Annotated in this window: 14 protein-coding genes, 1 tRNA gene and 4 pseudogenes; 9 read left to right on the top strand and 10 right to left on the bottom strand. The window is 53.9% G+C overall.

What is annotated here, in order from left to right:
* Positions 1-23: 23 nt before the first annotated feature.
* Positions 24-1061, bottom strand: coding sequence for an ATP-binding protein (locus IEX10_RS01280; protein ID WP_229678387.1), 1038 nt, complete (start codon positions 1059-1061; stop codon positions 24-26).
* Between the two features lie 200 nt (positions 1062-1261).
* Between IEX10_RS01280 and IEX10_RS01275 the strand changes: the two genes are divergently transcribed.
* Positions 1262-1492: a hypothetical protein gene (locus IEX10_RS01275; protein ID WP_188670152.1), complete on the top strand. Its 231-nt coding sequence runs from the start codon at positions 1262-1264 to the stop codon at positions 1490-1492.
* Positions 1493-1502: 10 nt separating this feature from the next.
* On the opposite strand, the gene IEX10_RS01270 is transcribed toward IEX10_RS01275, so the two are convergent.
* A complete protein-coding gene (locus IEX10_RS01270; protein WP_188670150.1) occupies positions 1503-2891 on the bottom strand; it encodes an aspartate aminotransferase family protein in 1389 nt (462 codons plus the stop codon).
* A 408-nt stretch (positions 2892-3299) separates the two neighbouring features.
* Here IEX10_RS01270 and IEX10_RS01265 point away from each other — a divergent pair.
* From IEX10_RS01265 to tnpC, 5 genes and pseudogenes are all read left to right on the top strand, one after another.
* Positions 3300-3605 (top strand): annotated as a pseudogene (locus IEX10_RS01265) (Arm DNA-binding domain-containing protein); the annotation flags it as partial.
* Between the two features lie 72 nt (positions 3606-3677).
* Positions 3678-4343 carry a tyrosine-type recombinase/integrase gene (locus tag IEX10_RS01260; RefSeq protein WP_188670148.1) on the top strand — a complete coding sequence of 222 codons (666 nt, stop codon included), beginning with the start codon at positions 3678-3680 and terminating at the stop codon, positions 4341-4343.
* 357 nt (positions 4344-4700) lie between these two features.
* Positions 4701-5281, top strand: a pseudogene (locus IEX10_RS01255) (transposase); the annotation flags it as partial.
* Between the two features lie 11 nt (positions 5282-5292).
* Positions 5293-5532: an IS66 family insertion sequence element accessory protein TnpB gene (gene tnpB / locus IEX10_RS20165; protein ID WP_373287396.1), complete on the top strand. Its 240-nt coding sequence runs from the start codon at positions 5293-5295 to the stop codon at positions 5530-5532.
* A gap of 210 nt (positions 5533-5742) precedes the next feature.
* A pseudogene (tnpC, locus tag IEX10_RS01245) lies at positions 5743-7289 on the top strand (IS66 family transposase).
* A gap of 185 nt (positions 7290-7474) precedes the next feature.
* Here tnpC and IEX10_RS01240 read toward each other — a convergent pair.
* Positions 7475-11233, bottom strand: coding sequence for a peptidoglycan-binding protein (locus IEX10_RS01240; protein WP_188670144.1), 3759 nt, complete (start codon positions 11231-11233; stop codon positions 7475-7477).
* 281 nt (positions 11234-11514) lie between these two features.
* Here IEX10_RS01240 and IEX10_RS01235 point away from each other — a divergent pair.
* Positions 11515-11690, top strand: a pseudogene (locus tag IEX10_RS01235) (transposase); the annotation flags it as partial.
* Between the two features lie 178 nt (positions 11691-11868).
* Here IEX10_RS01235 and IEX10_RS01230 read toward each other — a convergent pair.
* Together IEX10_RS01230 and pcaD are read right to left on the bottom strand one after the other, a co-directional pair.
* Complete coding sequence (locus IEX10_RS01230) at positions 11869-12813, bottom strand: DMT family transporter (protein ID WP_308420673.1); 945 nt, start codon at positions 12811-12813, stop codon at positions 11869-11871.
* A 78-nt stretch (positions 12814-12891) separates the two neighbouring features.
* The gene (pcaD, locus tag IEX10_RS01225; protein WP_229678386.1) at positions 12892-13728 is read right to left on the bottom strand and encodes a 3-oxoadipate enol-lactonase; all 837 of its coding nucleotides are present in this window, start codon (positions 13726-13728) and stop codon (positions 12892-12894) included.
* A 38-nt stretch (positions 13729-13766) separates the two neighbouring features.
* On the opposite strand from pcaD, the gene IEX10_RS01220 reads away from it, so the two are divergent.
* Positions 13767-14534, top strand: a complete 768-nt coding sequence (locus tag IEX10_RS01220) for an SDR family NAD(P)-dependent oxidoreductase (protein ID WP_188670142.1) — start codon at positions 13767-13769, stop codon at positions 14532-14534.
* Positions 14535-14565: 31 nt separating this feature from the next.
* Here IEX10_RS01220 and IEX10_RS01215 read toward each other — a convergent pair whose 3' ends face one another.
* The 5 genes from IEX10_RS01215 to IEX10_RS01195 all read right to left on the bottom strand — a co-directional run bounded on the left by IEX10_RS01215 (position 14566) and on the right by IEX10_RS01195 (position 17615).
* Positions 14566-14835 (bottom strand): hypothetical protein, encoded by a 270-nt coding sequence (locus tag IEX10_RS01215; RefSeq protein ID WP_188670140.1) that lies wholly within the window; start codon positions 14833-14835, stop codon positions 14566-14568.
* 329 nt (positions 14836-15164) lie between these two features.
* Positions 15165-15365: a hypothetical protein gene (locus IEX10_RS01210; RefSeq protein WP_188670138.1), complete on the bottom strand. Its 201-nt coding sequence runs from the start codon at positions 15363-15365 to the stop codon at positions 15165-15167.
* A 356-nt stretch (positions 15366-15721) separates the two neighbouring features.
* A tRNA-Arg gene (locus IEX10_RS01205) sits at positions 15722-15798 on the bottom strand.
* A gap of 43 nt (positions 15799-15841) precedes the next feature.
* Positions 15842-16153 carry an ETC complex I subunit gene (locus IEX10_RS01200; RefSeq protein WP_188670136.1) on the bottom strand — a complete coding sequence of 104 codons (312 nt, stop codon included), beginning with the start codon at positions 16151-16153 and terminating at the stop codon, positions 15842-15844.
* Between the two features lie 142 nt (positions 16154-16295).
* Positions 16296-17615 carry a sensor histidine kinase gene (locus tag IEX10_RS01195; protein ID WP_188670134.1) on the bottom strand — a complete coding sequence of 440 codons (1320 nt, stop codon included), beginning with the start codon at positions 17613-17615 and terminating at the stop codon, positions 16296-16298.
* A gap of 538 nt (positions 17616-18153) precedes the next feature.
* Between IEX10_RS01195 and uvrB the strand changes: the two genes are divergently transcribed.
* Positions 18154-20337 (top strand): excinuclease ABC subunit UvrB, encoded by a 2184-nt coding sequence (gene uvrB, locus IEX10_RS01190; RefSeq protein ID WP_373287395.1) that lies wholly within the window; start codon positions 18154-18156, stop codon positions 20335-20337.
* Positions 20338-20345 lie beyond the last annotated feature (8 nt).

Below are 20345 nucleotides of genomic sequence, written 5' to 3'. Positions count from 1 at the left end.
TATTCACACAGTCAGCGGTAAAGTCACATGGCGCGGGGTATCACCACGGAAAAACGGCTACCAACGCCAACAGTACTGTCAATCTGTAACCGGCTGCGGTGGCGCATCAGGATATGCTTCACAATTGCCAACCCCAATCCGGTGCCGCCCTTATCGCGGGACCGCCCCTTGTCGATCCGGTAAAACCGCTCTGTCAGGCGGGCGATATGTTCGGGCGCAATCCCTTCGCCCTGATCGCTGACAGAAACGCGCACCATGTCCGGCTCCACATCATCCACGCTGGCCTTGATCGACACCACAGCACCGTTGCGGGAATATTTCGCGGCATTTTCGATCAAGTTTGCAAAAACTTGCGTCAATTCGTCGGTGATGCCGATGACCTCTGGCAGATCCGTGGGAATATCCAGCTTTACCGTAGTTTCCTCACGGTCCAGTATCGGTTCGAGAGACGCGCTCAGCCGTTCCAGCACCGGCCGCAAATCCACCACCGTGGTCGGCGCGTATTTCTCTTCGGACTGCAATTTGGACAGGGACAGAAGGTCATCTATCAGCCGTGCCATCCGCGCAGCTTCTTTCTCCATCAGGTGTAAAAACCTGTCCGAGGCTTTCGGATCAGACCGCGCAGGCCCTTGAAGTGTTTCAATAAATCCATACAGCGCAGTCAGAGGAGAGCGTAATTCATGGCTGACGTTTGCCACAAAATCAGACCGCATCTGCTCGGCTTCTTCAATGTGGCTGACGTCTTCAAAGCTTACCACGACCAGCGCATCAGAGCGGCTTGCATCCGGATCAACCCGCACTGCAGTCATGGAAAATGTCGTTGGGACAACCAGTTGCAGCCGCACATCCACCTTGGCTTGGCCGCCTTCATCGATCGTGTCCTCAACCGCGCGGATGCAGCGTTTGTTCGGCACATAATGGGCGAGCTTACGCCCCTGCGTGCCCGTCCCAAATAAACTGACCGCGGATTCGTTGCGGAATACGATGGTCTGGTTGCTGTCGACCACAAATACAGCGACGCCCAAAGCGTCCAGAATGGCCCTAATCCCCGCGTCCAACATACAACAACTCCTTTGCGCTTTTAATGCCGCATCCATGCGTCAGGCACAACGCGATGTCGCGGATATCCCACAAAACCGTCCCAGCCATGCAAAATACACATATCGGCTTTAACGGATTGTGCGTTGTCCAAACGCCTTCCAGATCCCATTTAAACATCAACAATATGACAGGCTCCTGACACGGAGTGAAAGGATTGAATATGGCTTATATAACAGACACAAAACCGAACCTAGGCAGCACGATTTGGGCCGCCATCCGTGGAACAGGTGTAGCTGTCCTGGATTTTCTGGAAGACCTGACACTCGCCGCATCCCGTGCAGAAACCATCGAAGCTATGCATGAAATGGATGATGCAACCCTGCGCAGCCGTTATAACATCTCACGGGACCAGATCGTCGCTTACGTTTTCCGCGACAAACTGGTTCCATAAATCAGCCGTCTTAGGCCCACAAACCATCGGACTTGAGACCTGCAAGGGTCTCGTCCAAAGATTTCACCACCCGCTCGAACAGCAGGTCAATATCGGCCGGTGTCATTATGAGCGGGGGTGAAATAATCATCGTATCCCCCACATGACGCATCACCAGACCGTTGGCAAAACACCGCTCGCGGCATCGCAGACCCACCGTGCCTTTTTCCGCCTTGAACGGCGCACGGTTTGCCTTGTCTGGTGACATTTCCAGCGCCCCCATCATTCCGATAATACGCGCTTCCCCGACCATTGGGTGATCGCCGATCTCGCGCCATTTTTGCGCCAGATAAGGGGCCGCTGTGTCGCGCACATGTTCGATCACTTTCTCTTCTTCCAGCAGTCGCAGATTTTCCAGCGCCACCGCACAGGCAACCGGATGACCTGAATAGGTATACCCGTGGGCGAATTCATCCGAGCTAATCACCTCGGCCACCTCGTCGCTCAGGACCGAACCCCCAATCGGCTGGTAGCCGCTCGACAAGCCTTTGGCGATGGTCATAATATCAGGCCGGATACCCAAGGTCTGGGAACCGAACCAGTTGCCGGTCCGCCCGAAACCGCAGATCACCTCATCCGCGATCAACAGGATGTCCCGCTCGTCGCATATACGCTGGATCTCCGGCCAATAGGTTTCAGGCGGAATGATAACCGCCCCCGCCCCTTGGATGGGCTCGGCAATAAAGGCCGCAACTTTGTCTTCCCCGATCCGGTCGATCTCTGCCTCCAGCGCGCGGGCGCGGGCCAGACCGAACTCTGCGGGATCCATGTCCCCGCCTTCACCATACCAGTAAGGTTGGTCGATATGGGTAATGTCAGGGATCGGCATCCCGCCCTGCGCATGCATCCCAGCCATCCCGCCAAGAGAACCACTGCCCATAGACGACCCGTGATAGGCGTTCTTCCGGCTGATGACGGTTTTCTTCTCCGGCTTCCCCTTCAGCGCCCAATAGTGACGCACAAGACGGATGTTTGTGTCATTCGCCTCCGAGCCTGACCCCGCAAAGAATACATGGTTCAGATTGCCCGGCGCCAGCTCGGCAATCCGCGCTGATAGAGCCACCACAGGAGGATGGGTAGTTTGGAAAAACGTATTATAATAAGGCAGTTGCGCCATCTGCGCGGCGGCCACTTCGGCCAGTTCCTTGCGCCCGTAACCAAGATTGACACACCACAACCCCGCCATACCATCGAGGATTTCAACACCCTCACTGTCGGTCAGCATCACCCCGTCAGCCCGTGTGATCACCCGCGCGCCCTTCTCGGCCAGTTCCGCGCCATTAGTAAAAGGATGGAGGTGATGGGCCGCATCCAACCGCTGCAAATCTGCGGTGGGCAGGTGGTTGTCAATCCGTTTCATTTTCACTCCTTTAACGCTCAACAGGCTATTTTCCGGAACGTTAGCCTGACCGTTCAAAACCCGTCAATCGCATTCGTCAGACAGGTAGAAAAGACACGCCCAACACGCCGCCCCCGCTCCATTTTCCCCAAATACTCCCGCCGGAGGGGTATATCCTTCGTATCAAGCGCTCTCACAAACGCTCTGAGATTTAAATCGTGCTTTAATAAGAGTGCGGTAGCGTCTCAGCGCGGTCCGGAAGTGTTCGGGCAGTACCATCTGCGTTTGTAGATATTTCGGAGGTACCCTTATGGCAAAATCGAATTTCTTTACAGTCGCACAGTTAAAGTCCCTGTCGTCTGGCAAGCATTGCGACGGACAGGGGTTATGGTTGTTTAAGAAGAAAGGCGGCAGGCACAATGGACCTTCCGGTTCTCGCTGCTCGGTCGGCAGCGCGAGATGGGGCTTGGTTCCTATCCCCTCCTGTCTCTCGCAGAAGCGCGGAAAGCGGCCCATGATGTGCGGCGGATTGTGGCGAACGGCGATGATCCAATCAAGATCAAGCGGCGACAGAGAAACCATGCAAGTGCACAGGAAGGTCGGTTCCATGTTCTGGCCCATGCTGCATTTGAAGCCCACCGCTCCACGCTGAAGCATGAAGGGTCGGACGGGATGTGGTTCAGCCCGATCAAATACCATCTTCTGCCCCATCTCGGAATGATGCCGGTCGTCTAGATTGACCAACATGACATTAAGCAAGCACTGTCCCGTGGCTGGGAGACCTCTCCCGTCACAGCAAAGAAGGCCTTGTCCCGACTAAAACTGATCCTAACCTACGCCATCGCAAAAGGCTTTGACGTGAACCTCGGCATCATTGACCAAGCACGCATCCTGCTCGGTGCACCAAGACACACCGTCACCCATATCGCCGCGCTCGACTGGGCTGAGGCACCAGCCTCTTACCAATCGCTCGGAGAGTTCGCACCCGCAGAACTGGCGCTCCGCATGCTGATGCTGACAGGAGTGCGTTCGAATGCGGTCAACAACATGCAGCTTGAGCAGATCATCGAGGACGTCTGGACGGTACCTGTAGAGCATGTCAAAGGCCACAAAGGCTTTACCAAACCCTTCCGTGCGCCTCTGTCCAATGAGGCCCTGCGCGTGATCGATCTCGCCCGCGCGATAGAGCAGAACGGCTATCTCTTTCCCAACAGCCGTGGCGGTCCCCTGAACAAGATGTCCATGCGCAACTACATGGTCGAGCGCGGCCTTGAAGCCCGCCCCCACGGTTTCCGCTCTACATTGCGCACATGGCTGTCCGAACGCACAGAATGCGCCCGGGAAGTGGCCGAGGCCTGCCTCGGACACTTCGCCGTCAACGATGTGGAGGGTGCCTATAACCGCGCGGACTACCTCGAACGCCGCAAACCATACTTGGCGGATTGGGCGGGTTATTTGATTGGTGGGGACTGATGCTAATGTAGGATTCCAGGCAACCAATAATTCCTGTCAAAATTGGCATGTGTCGGGCGTGAACTCTCACAACCGACACCGTGCTGAAATCATTTCTAGGTGCACAAATCCATCGGCTTCGCAGGTATCGTGAAGATTCTGACCTTAGCTTTACTGAACTTGAACAGCCCAATCCTACCGTTCACCCAAGGCCCCAATGCTGCGGCGCGGCTTCCACAAAGCGGAAGTTCGCAGGGTAATCCCCCCTAAAATTAATGGTGTTCAAAAGTAGAATTTTCTCGGCAAGATATCTGAGGAGATTTACGATGAAGTACGGACGATACAGCGACGCGCAGATCATGCACTGCCGGGCAGCACATGTTTACATGTGTGAGAGGGGCGGTTTTGAAGCAGGCGGAGGGCGGTGTGCCGGTCTCTGAGCTGTGCCGTGAGCACGAAATGATGCCAGTGGTCGGCAAGCGATACTTGTATCGCTTAGAGACAGCGCGAGTTTTTACAAATGGCGGGCCAAGTTTGGGGGCATGGATGCGTCATTAATATCCGAGATGAAGGATATGGCGGAAGAGAACCGCCGCTTGAAGCGCATGTATGCTGAGATGAGCATGCAGAATGATCTGCTGAAGGAAGCGCTTGGAAAAAAGCGTTAAGGCCGTCTCAAAGGCGAGAGATGCCAGGGATGCGGTCGCACGACACGGCGTAAGCATTGCGTCGGCGTGCCGGGCGTTCGTGATCAGCGAGACCGCTATAGATACAGCCCTGTGCTGAGCGATGAGAATGAAGAGATCGCCGATTGGCTGGAACGCCTGACAGCAAACAAGCGCAACTGGAGCTTCGGCCTGTGCTTTCTGTATCTGCGCAACGTCCAAGGTTACGGCTGGAACCACAAGAGGGTCTATCGGATCTACTGCGAACTGGAGGTAAACCTGCGCATCAAACCGGGTGCGGATCGATGCGGCGACCAAGCCCTCTCGTGCATTGCTGCGCAATACTCTGTCGGGCAATGGTCGACTTCCGCAAAGGGCATGTCGTTCTCGCAGCGTTGGTTAAAAGCGAACTGCGCAAGGACCCGTTCACCGGGACAGTTTGTATCTTTAAATCAAAGCGGACAGATCGGCTGAGGTTGCTGTATTGGGACGGCACTGGTCTGGTCATGGATTACAATAGATTAGAAGAACACGCCTTTACTTGACCTGCCATCAAGGATGGCCTGATGGCCTTGAACCACGCTTAGTTTGAAGCGCTGTTCTTGGGGTTGACTGGCGCAAAATAAGGGCTTTATCAGCGCGTCTGCCGAGTGCCCTTCTATTGCATGAAAACGTGCACTGCCGAGTAATGGGCAGAGTGAATCAGGCTGTCTTTTTGCAGAGTTGTTGAGGTGTCGGAAATGGTAGTCATCCTCATTTTAAAACCTGCCGATCTCCCCAATGATGCTAAGACCCTGAAGGCGCTTCTTATCGCGTCAGAGGATCGCAATCCGCGCAAGTAGTGTCGTACCTACCAGTTGGAGAAACTGGTATCTGACTTCAAACGTGCCCAGTCTGGCGCAATCTCTGAGACGACCGACCCTGAGCAACTTGGGCTGGCGCTGGAAGATATCGAAACTGCGATGGCCGTGGTCTATGCTGAAGACGAAGCGGTAGATGCTACCGCATCGTGTCCGGCAAGACCGCGCAACACCAATCGTGGGTCACTGCCAAAATATCAGCCTTGTATTGAAGAGGTAATTGCGCCCGATAATATGACTTGCGGCTGCGGCGGTGAGCGCCATGTAATTGGTGAAACGAGTCCAAACGACTGGACATCGTGCCTGCGCAGTTCCATGTCTTCGTCACCCGCCTCCCAAATATGCCTGTCGGGCCTGCACCAATGGTGTGGTGCAAGCGACTGCGCCCGCGCGGATGATACCCGGCGGCATACCGACAGAGGCCACAGTGCCGCATGTTTTGGTTAGCAAATACGCTGATCTTCTGCCTCTATCGCTAGGCGCAAATCTATAGCGTCAGGGCATCGACCTTGACCGATCCACCCTCGCAGGCTGGGTTGGTAAAGCAGCCTACGAACTACGCCCTGTCTTCAATGCGCTAATGGCTGACCTAAAGCGTTCTACCAAACTATTCATGGACGAGACCCGCGTACCCGTTCTGGATCCCGGCAAACGAAAAACTAAGACCGGGTATTTCTGGGCGCTGGCCCGCAATGATCGGCCGTGGGGTGGCACGGCGCGGCCTGGCATCGCCTTTACTTATGCGCCAAGGCGATCTAGCCAATATGCTGACGACATTTTGAAAGACTTCTCGGGCATCCTTCAAGTTGTTGGTTATGCGGGATATAGCCGTTTCCTCAAACGCTCTGACGACCAAGTGACCCTCGCTTATTGCTGAACGCATGCGCGACACAAGCTGCATGAGGTTGCACAATCTGGCGACGCCCCCATCGCCGAAGCTGGGTTGAAACAGATCACTGCACTCTACCGGATCGAAAAGGAAATCCGAGGCGCGACTGGCAGCAAGGCAAGACCAGTCAGCGCAATTGATTGCCGCGTTTGAAGCGTGGCTCACAACCATTCGCGCCCGGCTGTCTGCATAAGCCCCTCTGGGCGAAGCGCTCAAGTGCCCTCTCGGCAGAATGCTGCGCATTCACCTGCCAAGCAATGCATCGCATAATACTGAGGTGGACTGTGCCTGTTTCTTACTGACGGCCGTATCGAAATGGATAGAAACGCACTGGAACGCGAGATTCGTCCCATAGCTCTGAACCGCAAGAACGCACTCTTGGCTCGCCACGACGCCGGGCCACAGCTTGGGCGCCATCGCTGCCCTGACCGAGACCTGTAAATTGAACAGTGACGATCCGCATGCCTATCTGGCCGATACGTTCACTGCTATCGTCGCAGGCCACAAACGAAGCCAGATCAACGGCCTGCTACCGTTAAATTACGTCAAATAAGCCGGATCGGCGCACCCCCTACACTCATCCAACACAACACGAAACTCGTTCTCTGCAAGCGGGGTCGATGGCCTATTCCGGCATAACGTATTGATCGCAACTACAGGGTGAAAACACGGGAAAAAAATCCACCGTGTTATCCAAGCGGCTCCCACCGCTTAGGTAGCCCAACTTGGAATTTTGCCTCAGAGCTTAATTTTTGGGATGCTTCCCTGTCCGGAAGCTTGGTTATCGATGAGGGCTCGCTTGGCCTTGGTTTCAATATCGGCAAGATATGCTCGGTTCGTCACTAAAATGCGCAATACGGAAACTAGTCCATTGCTGTCCGGTTCTATCGCCGCCACGACGAAATCTTCTCCGCATTTTGGATTGGAGCTTTCGACGCGGAGAACTGGCCAAAGAGGGTTTGGCGCGGGTAGACGCATTGGGGTATTGTTTTCGTCGACCACCGGATAGGGTTTGTAGGTAAATTTCGAATACCCAGTGCGCAGCAGCGACTGCGCGAAATTGTCGAGTTGGAGCGTCAGACCTGACAAGTGTTGTTTACACTGGAATGCACGCGTCTGCTCGTTCTGCGCAGACGTAGATAACTCGAGAAGTTCACTCATGCTCATCTCGCTGTTAGGTGCAAGTTGAGTTTGCCGCGTATCGCGGAACCAATTGAAAGCATAATTGTGTTTCTTGGCCATGTCGCCGTACTTATCCAACAAAAGCGCCTTTACCGCATCTGGTGAGGGGCGAGCACCCACGGCAAAGCTCATGGTGCGGGCAATGCCTGTCACGGGATTATTAGGAAGAAGGGGCTCGTGGAATATCGTCAGGCTGTCACTCCCGCCATCGCGCACAAGAATTGTGGACTCTGAAAGAGCGGTAGTTGGCGTTATGGGCCGTCGTAAGTTCTGCTGCCCCACCCAAAACTCTCTGCGACCATAGAGGACGGTTTCCGGTTCAAAAGACGTCTCGATAGCGGGCAACACAGAGTCGAACGCCTGTCGGATGCGGACATCAAGGATATCGTATGTGCCCAGCACAGTTGTTGCAGGAACAATCTGCAAATCAGTGGTGGTAGTTTCACTGTCTGATGAAATATCTATGCGCGCTATTATATTGGCATCAATCTCCACTTGGGCGTCGCTGCCAGGCCGCAACACGACAATTTCCGCAATCCGTGCCTGAATTGGCAAACCAGACTTTCCGCCTATCGCGATAGGAGTATCGGCAACGATCAGGGCACGGTAGATTGCGTCACTTCCCTCGACCTCTTGCTGAAGGCGGCGCGCTTCACTTTCTAGCATTGGAAAGCGGATGCCACCCGCTTCATCCAAATTGGTCAGTTCAAAAATTTTAGCTCGTGCAATCCTGCGCTCGTTGCGTGATACGTAGTCTGAAAAGCTGGAATTCAGATAATTGAATCCAAAAGTCTGCTGTTCATAGTCGAAATCGGCAAACTGACCGTTCCCCGTCATCCAGAAACCATGAAGGTCTACAGGATCCGCCGTAGACGCTAGCATTTCAATCTCATCGCGTCGGGCGAAAGCATTCTGAGAGCTTGACGGGTATATAGACTCGATAAGTTCGGCCGTGTCGCTTCCAATCGATTGCGCAACGGCTGCGACCACGTCACGGGGACGTGCGAGGCGGGAGTGCGAATAGTCCATCGGTACGGCGGTATCGAAACGAAATTCGCTTACCGGCTGCACTGGCGCGCCGACTTTTTTTTCAGCAGGGTAGTATGCACCTGACACCGGAACCGCGAACATCAGAATTTCGGGGCGGCCTCGCGTTGTGGGAAGCTGCCATACTTTTTTCATTTGAAAATTGACTACTAGATTCAGTTTCTGATCAGTTTCGGGTGCAGGACGTTTGTAGTTCTCAAGTACGTCAGGAAGCGCCACAAAAACCCGCGAAATCGGACTACCACCAAGTCCGACCAGGCCCATTGGCGCGGCGAAGATCGATGTCAGCGGGCGACCAAGTGACTCCGCGACCGTCCTTGCTGATCTAAAGTCCAGGCCGTCCTTCAACCCAGCCTCCAGAACAGGCGATGTCACGGTTTCCCAGTTTCCAATCCTTGGGCGCACTGAAAAGGTAAGGATTTTATCACCATCGAATAGCTTCTCGGAATAGCTCCCCCGCGCCTCTGCAAGATCAAGCAGGACTTGCTGTTCGTCCAACTGATTGAAAGTCCAGACTCTGTCCATATCACCAAGTCTACGCGCCTGCTTTTCTACGGCCGTAAGCGGTTTTGGTTCTAACTGTTCAGGCGTGAACTCGTAGATCGGCGTATCAGGCTGGTCGTGGTAGTACAGCTTGTAAGAACCAGTTCGGCGGATGGCATACTTGGTTATTAGTTCGTCATTTTGCGAACGGGTAGAATACGCCATTAGTTCGGCATCAAATCCGATATCGACCGAATGTTTAGCGCTGATATTTACGAATTGCTCTGCTCTGTTTGGTGGCAGGTTGATGATAATAGGATGGTCTTGGGTCCCGATTTCGAATTCAAACTTACCACCCCGAAACAGGTCCCCAACAGCCGGCCAGGGAGTGCGTCCAATAGTATTAGCCCCCGTGTTATTGCCGCAGTTTTGAGAAAAATTTACCACATAGAAGGCCTCGTTGATGGAATCATAAAGCGGCGATAGGGTTTCCGGGTTCTTCTTCATTTCGAGACGGCAATAGAGCCGTACGGGTACTGGAACCTGCGGCAACAGGCTGGGAACAAATTCAGCAACGTTTTTTTTAATAAGCGCCGAGAATCGCTGCCTCTCGAAATCATTGGCAAGATTTCTCTGAATATTTTCAGTCAGAGAAAAACGTCCCTGTCGTATGGGACGATTTAACTCGTTCTGGATTTCGCGGGTAATTACGCCGTTCGCCGCCTCAGCCGCAAGCGCTTTGAGAATAGACTTGCCGAGAAAGTCACCTGTCCATAGCGGCCAGTTTCCGTTTGTAAATCGCTCGTCACCTGGCACGATGCCGACCAGATCAAACAGGCGCTCCAATGCAGCAATATGTTGTGATTTGTAGACATCATGTTTTATCCCCGCTGGCGGGGAATAGAAACTTCCTTGGAAAATCGCGTAGCGCCCGTCAACTATGTAGGCTTGAGAAGTGATTTGGGGAATTGTCGCAGGATTGCCGTCCGGTCCTGACCTCTCGCTGTTTGCGGTTTGCATGGACACGACATTTCCCGCGCCCTGAGGCAAAGTGCCCCCCAACTGCGCAATTCTGCCGATCATAGATGTCGACAGGCAGGGTATACTGGCACCACAACGATCTCGTTGGGCGAGCCAAGCCTTTTGGTCGGAAGCAAGTCTCGAGGCTCCCAGTGACGAAGCGATATCCCTTTGCGCGCTGTATGCGGAGGACAGTGCCCGATCTAACTGCGCAAGCTCTCGCGACCGGCATATAGCCATTTCCACGATCGTAGCGGCTCTATCGCAATTAAAGCTCGGAGAAATAGATTGGAAGGTGGGTGCAGTCGCCTTGCTTTTAGTGTTTACACCGCCGCGCAACCCGTCAGAGCTTCGCAATTGCGTGATCAATTCACGGCTGACCTGTCCGGTCTGCTCAAAGGCCTTCATAGCCTGAAATTGGCGGATTGCATTTGCAGTTCGTTTTCCCATGACGCCGTCCAAGGGGCCTGGATCAAACCCAAGCTGTGCAAGAAGCGCTTGGGTTTGGTATACGAGTGCATAATCGCCCGACGATGTTTGCAGCCGCTTTTGCGCCTGCCGTTTCGCAGGTGCCTGTCGCCAAATATTCTCCCGCGTTCTCACAGGTGCCGGTTGCCGGACCCTGCCCTTCGGTTGCGACAGGTCGTTCAAAATTTGATTGCCAAGATTAATGGTATCGTTTGCATTCAAGTTCTGGCCGACAGCCGGAAGCGCCGAATTCACAAAGAAGATCAAAACAATAATTAATCGATGGGCCATGCTCATTCAATTTCTGTGATCGAAAGTCAAATAGTATGTGCGGCGCTTGACGTGCGAGCCATAAGGCATCCGCTGTTGCAATAGGTATAAAACAGTAAATAACACATTTTTGATGATTCTGCAAAAGACCAGAATTTCTTCCCCGAAAGTACTCATGTCGCTAATGAGACAGTCGGACATTCATATCGGCGGCGTGAAACTTTTATAGCCAACATTGACGGTGAGCCTTTGACAAGCGACTACCGGAAGAACGACACCGACTACGACGGTCCAGCGATGCACAGATCATGGCGATCCTGAAGCAAGCGGAAGGCGGCGTGCCAGTTTTCGAACTGTGCCACGAGAGCGAGATGAGCAGCGCGAGCTTCTAAAAATTCTTGCCAAGTTTGGCGAGATGGACGCGTCTTTGATGTCCGAGATGAAGGAAATGGCGGAAGAGAACCGCCGTCTGAAGCGCATGTATGAATTCCCCCTAAGAAGCTAAAGCTTTGGTAGGGTTCAAACCATTAGGTACACAATCTACAAATTTGCACAGTAAGATAACATTGTAGATTCATTTTGTATCGAAACCATTTCGTCTAAGTAATATTACGCATTATGGCCTTGACGATATGACCGCCGGAGGCGGCGCGTGCTGCGCTTCAGGTTTTAACCGCTGCTGCCGGGGGCGTTTTGGCACGGCGGGACAACACCCACTCGCGGTAAGAAATGAAGCTCACCGAACAGATGATCAGGCCGCCGCCAAGAAGCACAAACATATCCACCGCCTCGCCAAAGACCACTAACCCCAGAATGGTGGCCCAGATCAATTGCAGGAAGGTGACGGGCTGGGTTACGGCCAAAGGCGCAGCTTTAAGGGCTTTGGTCATGGTAAAATGGGCCGTTGTGGCCAAGGCCCCGACCAGTGCAAGCCAGGCCACTTCGGTAGGGCTTGGTGTTTTCCAGACAGCGATTGCGAAAGGGGCGATGCCTATGGTGACAAACACGCTCAGCATGCCGACCACCAGCGATGGCCCCGCTTGTGCGGTCAGCCGTTTGGCTACCAGATAGGACACAGCAAACATCGGCGCGGAAAGGACTTGTGCCATCTGGCCCGAGTTGATTTCCTGAATGCCCGGACGCAGGATTATCATTGCACCGATGAAGGCGATCACAATCGCAGCAATCCGTCGCAATGCCAGTTTTTCGCCTAAAAAGACTGCCGCACCAATCGCGATGTAGATCGGTGCAAGATAACCGATCGCCGTAACTTCGGCGATCGGAATGCGTGCCATCGCATAAAACCACAGAATCACACCAATCGCATGGCAAAACCCGCGCAAGGCAAAGGTACCCACCAGTCGCCGGTCCAACTGGCCGAGCCATCCGGTCCCCATAAACGGGAGGATGAACAGCACCCCGAACAGATAACGAATAAACGCCGCTTCTGCCGCGGGTACGTTTGATCCCACATAGCGCACGATGCCGGTCACGCCGACAAACAGCACACCCGTCAAAAGCATCCAACCGATGCCCACCCAAGGGCGGCCATAGTCCATGTCCGGCATATCCGAAGCCATTGAAATCACCTGTACAAGAGTCGCCACACCCAATCCCAGATAGCAAGGAGGTGCAAGGGCGGCTTACAGTTGTTCTGCAGCGGCTTTTGTCAGAGAAGCTGTGGTTTATTCCTGTGCTTTCAGAAAATTCCGCAGCAATGACGTAAAGACGTCGGGTTTTTCAACGCATGGCAAGTGACCGGCATTGCGGATAATCTGAAAGCTGGAACCGCTTACAAGCTCTGCCGTTTCACGCACCATATCCGGTGGAGTAGAGCCGTCTTTGTCTCCAACCACAGCCAACACCGGCAGATTAAGGCGGGCCGTACTTTCCAGTAGGTCCGTATCGCGGATAGCAGCGCAAACGCGGGCATAGCCCTGCGCCGTGGTCCGCACCAGCATATTGCGCCACATGGGGAAATCCGGATGGCTGTGAAACTCTGGGGCGAACCAGCGTTCCAGAATGCCATCCGCCATCACCCCGAGCCCCTCGGCCCTGACTTTGGCAATCCGCTCGTTCCACATATCATCATTTCCAATCCGCGCGGCGGTATCAGCCAACACCATGACGCGCACCAGATCGGGGCGCTCCGCCGCAAGGCCCTGCGCGATCAAGCCCCCCACCGAAAGCCCCACTACGGTAGCTTCGGACAAGCCGAAATGATCCATCAAGGCTGCCAGATCCGCAACCAGTTCACCCATTGTCCAGCCGTCTTCGGGATCATCCGAGAGCCCATGCCCCCGTTTGTCATAGCGCAGCACTCGGTGATCCTGCGCCAGATCGGCCACCACCGCGTCCCAGATCCGGAAATCGGTCCCGAGCGAGTTTGAAAACACCACCACAGGGGCGTCCGACGGGCCTTCGATTCGGCAGTGTAACGCTGCGTTGTTAACCTCCACGATCCGTGAAACCATGACACCGCGTCCTTTCCCCTGTTGTACTTTGTCGTTCACATCTTTCATAAAGACCCCCAGAAAACAACATTCAAGGATATGCGATAATGACCAGCCTTTCGAATAAATCAGCCATCGTAACCGGCGGCGCTTCGGGCCTTGGTGCGGCGGTTGCAACCCATCTGGCCAGCCTTGGCGCCAAAGTTTGCCTGTTCGATATGAACCCTGACGCCGCCACAGCCACCGCCGCCCAGATCGGCGCGTCCTGGCAGCAAGTAGATGTTTCTGATGCCGACAGCGTCGCCGACGGGTTCGACGCGGCACGGGGCGTACAAGGACAGGAAAGCATTCTGGTAAACTGCGCCGGTATCGGTCCAGCCGCAAAAACTGTGTCCAAAGGCGCGCCCCATGATCCGGCACTGTTTGCCAAGGTGATCGGCGTCAACCTTCTGGGATCGTTTTATTGCGCATCTCACGCTGCGGCGGGCATGGTGCAATCTGATCCGTCTTTACCCGACGGGGAGCGCGGCGTGATCATCAACACCGCTTCGGTTGCGGCCTATGAAGGTCAGGTCGGACAGGTGGCCTATGCCGCGTCCAAGGGTGGCATCGTTGGAATGACACTACCGATGGCACGCGATCTGGCCGATAAAGGCGTGCGCATTGCCACAATCGCGCCGGGCCTGTTCAAAACGCCGCTGTTGGAAGGCCTACCACAAGAGGTTCAAGACAGCCTCGGTGCGCAAGTTCCTTTTCCGTCCCGCCTGGGAGACCCGAAAGAATTCGCAGCGCTCGTCGCCCATATTGTAGAAAATCCGATGCTGAATGGTGAGGTGATCCGACTGGATGGCGCGATCCGTATGGCACCGCGCTAAACTATACCGTAAACTCCGGAGCGGGCGCGTGTCAGGCCGCCCGTTCCTCTGCCAGATAGGCCGCCAGATCCGCGAAAACCTGCTCGCACTCTTGCGCCTTTTCTTCAAGCCGTTTGACCTTTAACCGATCTCCCTGCTCGCGATATTGTTCTGCAAGCGCAAGGCTGGTGCGCCGAATTTCTACAATCGATACACAGGTCGTCCAGTCATCAGGAGACGGGGCCGTTCCCGCCTTTTGAAAAGCCGCATCAAAGATTTCTTTGAAAACTGTCATATCGGTCCGTTCTGCTGTCTTGTCCACCAAAGGCCCCTCCATCCCTTGCTAATATTTAGGCTAGTTTGCAAAAGTGGCCAATTAGCGGCAAAAATTAATATTTCCTTAATAAATCAGACAGCTACTAATTTTCAAAAAATCTGAGGCACAACCTCAGGGGGAAAATGCTGTTTGATCATTCACTTAAATGGTCATTTTTAAACGGCCAAAACGGTGTCATAGGGCAGTAAATTATCGCTGCTCGGGCAAGGTTTGTCCGCCCATCACGCCAAATTCCAGCCGTATTTGTCGTGAGACAACCCGGTGATTGTCGCATCCGATTCGGACTAAGGGTGTTTATGCGCCGTTGGAATCGGTCACTCTACAGACCGCGCGAAAACACCCCAAGCTAGCGGAACGCCACAGCACTCACCGATTGCAGGAATGATCGCGCGCAATTCCGCGCTTGTCACACCGTTGTTGATGATGCACTGGCAGGGCAACTCCCGCTCGTGCATTTTGCCAAGAGTAGCGATCGCGGACAGTTTTTTCATGGAACGGGTGTTGGTATCGTGCACGTCATGCCCCGATCCAAAGTCCAAGACCACGCGGTCATAGCGACAGAAAACGGGCGGTTGATCCCGTCCGCGGCGGAAAAATGTACCGCCGCGTTTCTAATCCTAACGTTTTCCCAGCTTGCGGGTCAGGCCCGCGGTAAAAAAGAGATTATTATCGCCTGACAACAATGGGGGAGATTGCCGTCCGGAACCGTGCCAGGTTTACCGCATCAGCGGCGTGGGCATTAATCGCGGCTAGAAAGCGCATCATTTGGGTAGATGCTGCACGATCCCGTTTGGACGTAGACAGGACCATGCTCTGCAATCGCGGGTAGAACCTGTTTCACGCAGCCGTACGGGACGTTTTAAAGAAGGGCTGGCGATCCCATCAGGACTCGAACCTGAAACCCTCTGCTTAGAAGGCAGATGCTCTATCCAGTTGAGCTATGGGACCGTTATGGGCCTTCTGGCCAAAAATCGTGTGATTTGCAAGCCCTTCAGTGGGTCCAGACCACCCGCCGGTTAGTGGCAAAGTTGTCACCGTACCCACCACTGCGCACGTTTTGCTTGCGATTTTTCGGGTCCACGATTGTGAAAGGAATGCCATTGGAAGAGGCGTAATCGACAGCCGCTTCCTTGCTGTCAAACATCAAGCGGATTTGGCTATTCATGTCGCCAGAGCTGGTCCAGCCCATCAGCGGATCAATCTGGCGCGGCTCTTGCGGGCTGAATTCCAGAACCCAGTTTTTCGTTTTTGCCTGACCAGATGTCATGGCATTGCGTGCAGGTTGGTAAATTCGTGCCAGCATGGGTATCCTTAACTTTCCCGTTTTGGGATGATCTAGCGCATTATCTGCACTGACAAAAGGTAAAATGCGCCGCTCTGCGTTGCATTTCGCATCATTATTCACCCGTATAATAGCGCCTTGTACCGAGTTTGCACATATATAATCAACGCGGCAGGGTGACACAAAAGGCCGCCCCGCCCAAAGTGGATCCCGCCACGACGATTTCCCCGCCCAGTCTTCGCACGATTTTGCGGACCATCGGCAAGCCAATTCCAGCAACATCATCGTCCTGCCCCGTTTCATCCAGAGTGGCAAACAGGGTGAAGATACGTTCCCGATGCTGCTCTGCAATACCAGGTCCATTGTCTTCCACTGATATTTCAACTGTCTGCTTTTTCTGCACCAAACGGATCAAAAGGTTCGGGTTAGCCGACGTCCCATGTTTTACGGCGTTAGAGATCAGGTTGCGTAAAACAACGGTCAGTTTGGCTTTATCGACACGTATTTTATCCCCCCCTTCAATATTCACCGGAAGATGAGGCGGCGCATCAATTTCTACAATCGAGCGCACAAGCACGCGCAGGTCTACAACCTCTACCCGATCCGCAAGCGCACTCGTCCGCATCAGGCCCAAAGTGCCTTCGACCAACGCGTCTATCCGAAGGGTTCTTTGCCGGATAAGGTCAAGATCTTCCCTGCTTTCCAGGCTCAACCGGCCGGCATTCTCGGAGCAATCGGTAATCACCTCTTGTACCAGAAATGCAATTTGCTTGAGCGGGGAACGGATGTCATGGGTCGCAATACGTGCCATATCCTCCAAATCGTCAGCATAGTTATGCGCCGCAGTCAGTTCCCGTGCGCGCCGGCGACGGTCTGTTATCAGAAAAACGAATACAATCCCCACCGAAACTAAAAATGCACCGATAAGCAGAAAGATTGACCTAATTAATCCCGCAGTTCGCGACGCCTGTTCAGACGCGCGGAATGCCAGTATTTCGCGCGCTGCGGTGGCGACTTGTTCGATATTTTCAAAGGCTGAACTGTCGTCGATTCGCACCCGTTCATCTATCTGCGTAACCGCGAGACCTTGGCCGTGTAGTGCTGTAATGCGATCAATTGCTAGAGAATACTTGTTAATAACTCTCCTCGTGGTTTCGAAATCGAGCATCATATCAAGCTGTTGAACCAGTTTAGATAGTCCTTCCAATTCTGTGAAAAGGCGATCCACATTTTTTTTCGCCGCATCACGATAGGCTGTTTCATCCGGGCGCAGAAGGTAGTTTTTAAAGTTGTGGATCAGCCCCCCATACCCCAATTCCTGCTCGAAGGTTAACATTCCAGCCGCTAATTCGGAGGCGAGATCCCGTTCCACCCGTGGCGCTGTCCAGTTGGTGAGAGCCGCCAAAATCAGAGCCGCGACAGCCAATCCGGCAATGACAGCCATGAAACCAAGGTTATTTAGATATCTACCAATAGATTGCATACATCGCCCCAGCGATTGTTCACCATCAGGTTAGAGGCGAGAGGTTACCAAATGATGTACAGGTCCCGAAAAACCGGGCCGGTTCCAAATATTAAAAAGATGCGGAAGTTGAAGGGTGGCTATCGACCGGACACAGGGAGTGAGGGGTGGGTGGTGGGTATGCACCCGATCGATAGCCGTTCTTGCTGCTTGCAAGGCTATTCAGGCATCTATTCACCCAAATAGCAATCACAAATATCCCAAAAGGTTGCATTTAATGCGCACTAACAACTCTGAATTGCGCAAGGCGCCCTACTCGTTACTGCCCGATTCATGGATACCTGCCACTTTGGTCGGGATGGGTCCGACCTCCTTCACTATTCTGACGAGAAGTAAACAAATGGTTAACCAATCAAGAAAAATGACTGTACGTACTGACAAAAACTGTCATCAGATATCAGGCATATTGCCGAAGGAATGGTGAAAGCCCAGAAAATCGCCTATTGAAGCCTTGAACGGGAACAAAAGACGATCATCTATTGGCGTCAAAGGAGTCTCCATGAGTGAAATGCAAATGCCTGTAACCACACCGGTCCCTCAGCATCGCGGGAAGCTTGAAGGTGGGCGTAAAATCGTCATGCACACGGAGTTCAGCCCCGCCGGAGACCAGCCAACAGCCATTCGCGAACTGGTTGCCGGCGTGCATGAGGGCGAACAAAATCAGGTACTTCTGGGGGCGACCGGAACCGGCAAGACATTCACGATGGCCAAAGTTATTGAGGAAACTCAACGGCCTGCGATCATTCTGGCCCCCAACAAGACTCTCGCAGCGCAACTATACGGCGAATTTAAATCGTTTTTTCCAGATAATGCAGTGGAGTATTTCGTCAGCTTCTACGATTATTACCAACCAGAAGCCTACGTTGCGCGGTCAGACACCTATATTGAGAAAGAGAGCCAGATAAACGAACAAATTGACCGGATGCGCCACTCTGCCACCCGCGCCCTCATGGAGCGGGACGATGTGATTATTGTGGCATCCGTGTCTTGCATCTACGGTATCGGGTCGGTCGAAACTTACACTGCGATGACACTGGATTTGCTGACGGGGCAAGACTATGACCAGCGCGCGGTTATGGCCGATCTCGTCGCACAACAGTACAAGCGGAACGACAATGCTTTCACACGCGGTTCCTTTCGGGTGCGAGGTGACAGCCTGGAAATCTGGCCGGCCCACCTTGAAGATCGCGGATGGCGGCTGTCTTTCTTCGGCGAAGAACTGGAAAGTATCGTAGAATTTGACACGTTGACTGGTGAAAAGCACACTAGTCTGGATAAGGTTCGCGTCTACGCCAACAGCCACTACGTGACCCCGCGTCCGACCATGAACCAGGCGATCAAGAAGATTAAGGAAGAGCTGAAAATCAGGCTCAAACAACTGGAAAGCGAAGGAAAACTACTAGAGGCGCAACGACTGGAGCAACGTACGAATTTCGATCTTGAGATGCTTGAAGCGACCGGCGTTTGCAACGGCATTGAGAACTACTCCCGCTATCTGACGGGACGGGCGCCCGGTGAACCGCCGCCCACACTGTTCGAATACATCCCGGATAACGCCATTGTTTTCGCTGATGAATCCCATGTGTCTGTCCCCCAAATCGGCGGCATGTACAAGGGCGACTACCGGCGAAAATTCACACTCGCAGAACATGGATTCCGCCTGCCGTCCTGCATGGACAACAGGCCACTGAAATTTGAGGAATGGGACGCGATGCGCCCGCAATCGGTGTTTGTTTCCGCCACCCCCCAAAAGTGGGAGCTGGAACAATCCGGCGGTGTCTTTGCCGAACAGATTATTCGCCCGACAGGATTGCTTGATCCGCCGGTCGAAATTCGCCCTGTGGACACGCAGGTGGATGATCTGCTGGATGAGGTGCGCAAGGTCGCGCAAGAAGGCGGTCGCGTGTTGGTGACGACCCTGACCAAACGCATGGCCGAAGATCTGACCGAATACATGCACGAACAGGGCATTCGCGTGCGCTACATGCACTCGGACATTGATACACTGGAACGAATTGAAATCCTTCGGGATTTGCGGCTCGGCACGTTCGACGTTTTGATCGGGATCAACCTCTTGCGAGAGGGGCTGGACATCCCCGAGTGTCGACTTGTGGCGATTTTGGATGCGGATAAGGAGGGTTTTCTACGCTCTGAAACCTCTCTTGTGCAGACAATCGGACGGGCCGCGCGGAATGCTGAGGGTCGTGTAATTATGTATGCCGACCGGATCACCGGGTCTATGGAGCGCGCGCTTGGTGAAACCAACCGGCGTCGCGAGAAACAGCACGCTTACAACGTGGAACACGGGATTACGCCCGAAACTGTTAAAAAGAACGTCGATGACGTGCTGTCCGGTCTTTACGAGGGCGACACCGATATGTCGCGCGTTACTGCAAAGATCGACAAACCGATGGTTGGCGCGAACCTTCAGGCACATCTGGACGGGCTGCGCAAGGATATGCTGAAAGCCGCGGAAAATCTCGAATTCGAAGAGGCAGCCCGTTTGCGGGACGAAGTAAAGCGGCTTGAAGCCGTGGAACTGGCAGTTGCGGATGATCCGCTCGCCCGCCAATCTGCGGTAGAGGCAGCGTCTGACGCGGCGCAGAAATCCAAAGGACGTTCTACCGCTGGCAAGGCCGGAACCCGGGTGTACAAAGGAAAAAGCCAGAAACGCAAATTCTAGCGCCGTAC

It is taken from the genome of Neptunicoccus cionae (genome assembly GCF_014643735.1).
GTDB lineage: Bacteria > Pseudomonadota > Alphaproteobacteria > Rhodobacterales > Rhodobacteraceae > Amylibacter > Amylibacter cionae.
Note: the sequence above shows the minus strand (reverse complement) of the source record. Positions and strands in the feature narration are given on the sequence as shown.

What these genes read in the sequence shown, in the direction of transcription:
- IEX10_RS01280 (WP_229678387.1), bottom strand. Translation starts at nt 1,061, where the DNA reads ATGTTGGACGCGGGGATTAGGGCCATTCTGGACGCTTTGGGCGTCGCT.
- IEX10_RS01275 (WP_188670152.1), top strand. Translation starts at nt 1,262, where the DNA reads ATGGCTTATATAACAGACACAAAACCGAACCTAGGCAGCACGATTTGG.
- IEX10_RS01270 (WP_188670150.1), bottom strand. Translation starts at nt 2,891, where the DNA reads ATGAAACGGATTGACAACCACCTGCCCACCGCAGATTTGCAGCGGTTG.
- tnpB (WP_373287396.1), top strand. Translation starts at nt 5,293, where the DNA reads ATGCGGCGACCAAGCCCTCTCGTGCATTGCTGCGCAATACTCTGTCGG.
- IEX10_RS01240 (WP_188670144.1), bottom strand. Translation starts at nt 11,233, where the DNA reads ATGAGCATGGCCCATCGATTAATTATTGTTTTGATCTTCTTTGTGAAT.
- pcaD (WP_229678386.1), bottom strand. Translation starts at nt 13,728, where the DNA reads ATGAAAGATGTGAACGACAAAGTACAACAGGGGAAAGGACGCGGTGTC.
- IEX10_RS01220 (WP_188670142.1), top strand. Translation starts at nt 13,767, where the DNA reads ATGACCAGCCTTTCGAATAAATCAGCCATCGTAACCGGCGGCGCTTCG.
- IEX10_RS01200 (WP_188670136.1), bottom strand. Translation starts at nt 16,153, where the DNA reads ATGCTGGCACGAATTTACCAACCTGCACGCAATGCCATGACATCTGGT.
- IEX10_RS01195 (WP_188670134.1), bottom strand. Translation starts at nt 17,615, where the DNA reads ATGCAATCTATTGGTAGATATCTAAATAACCTTGGTTTCATGGCTGTC.
- uvrB (WP_373287395.1), top strand. Translation starts at nt 18,154, where the DNA reads ATGAGTGAAATGCAAATGCCTGTAACCACACCGGTCCCTCAGCATCGC.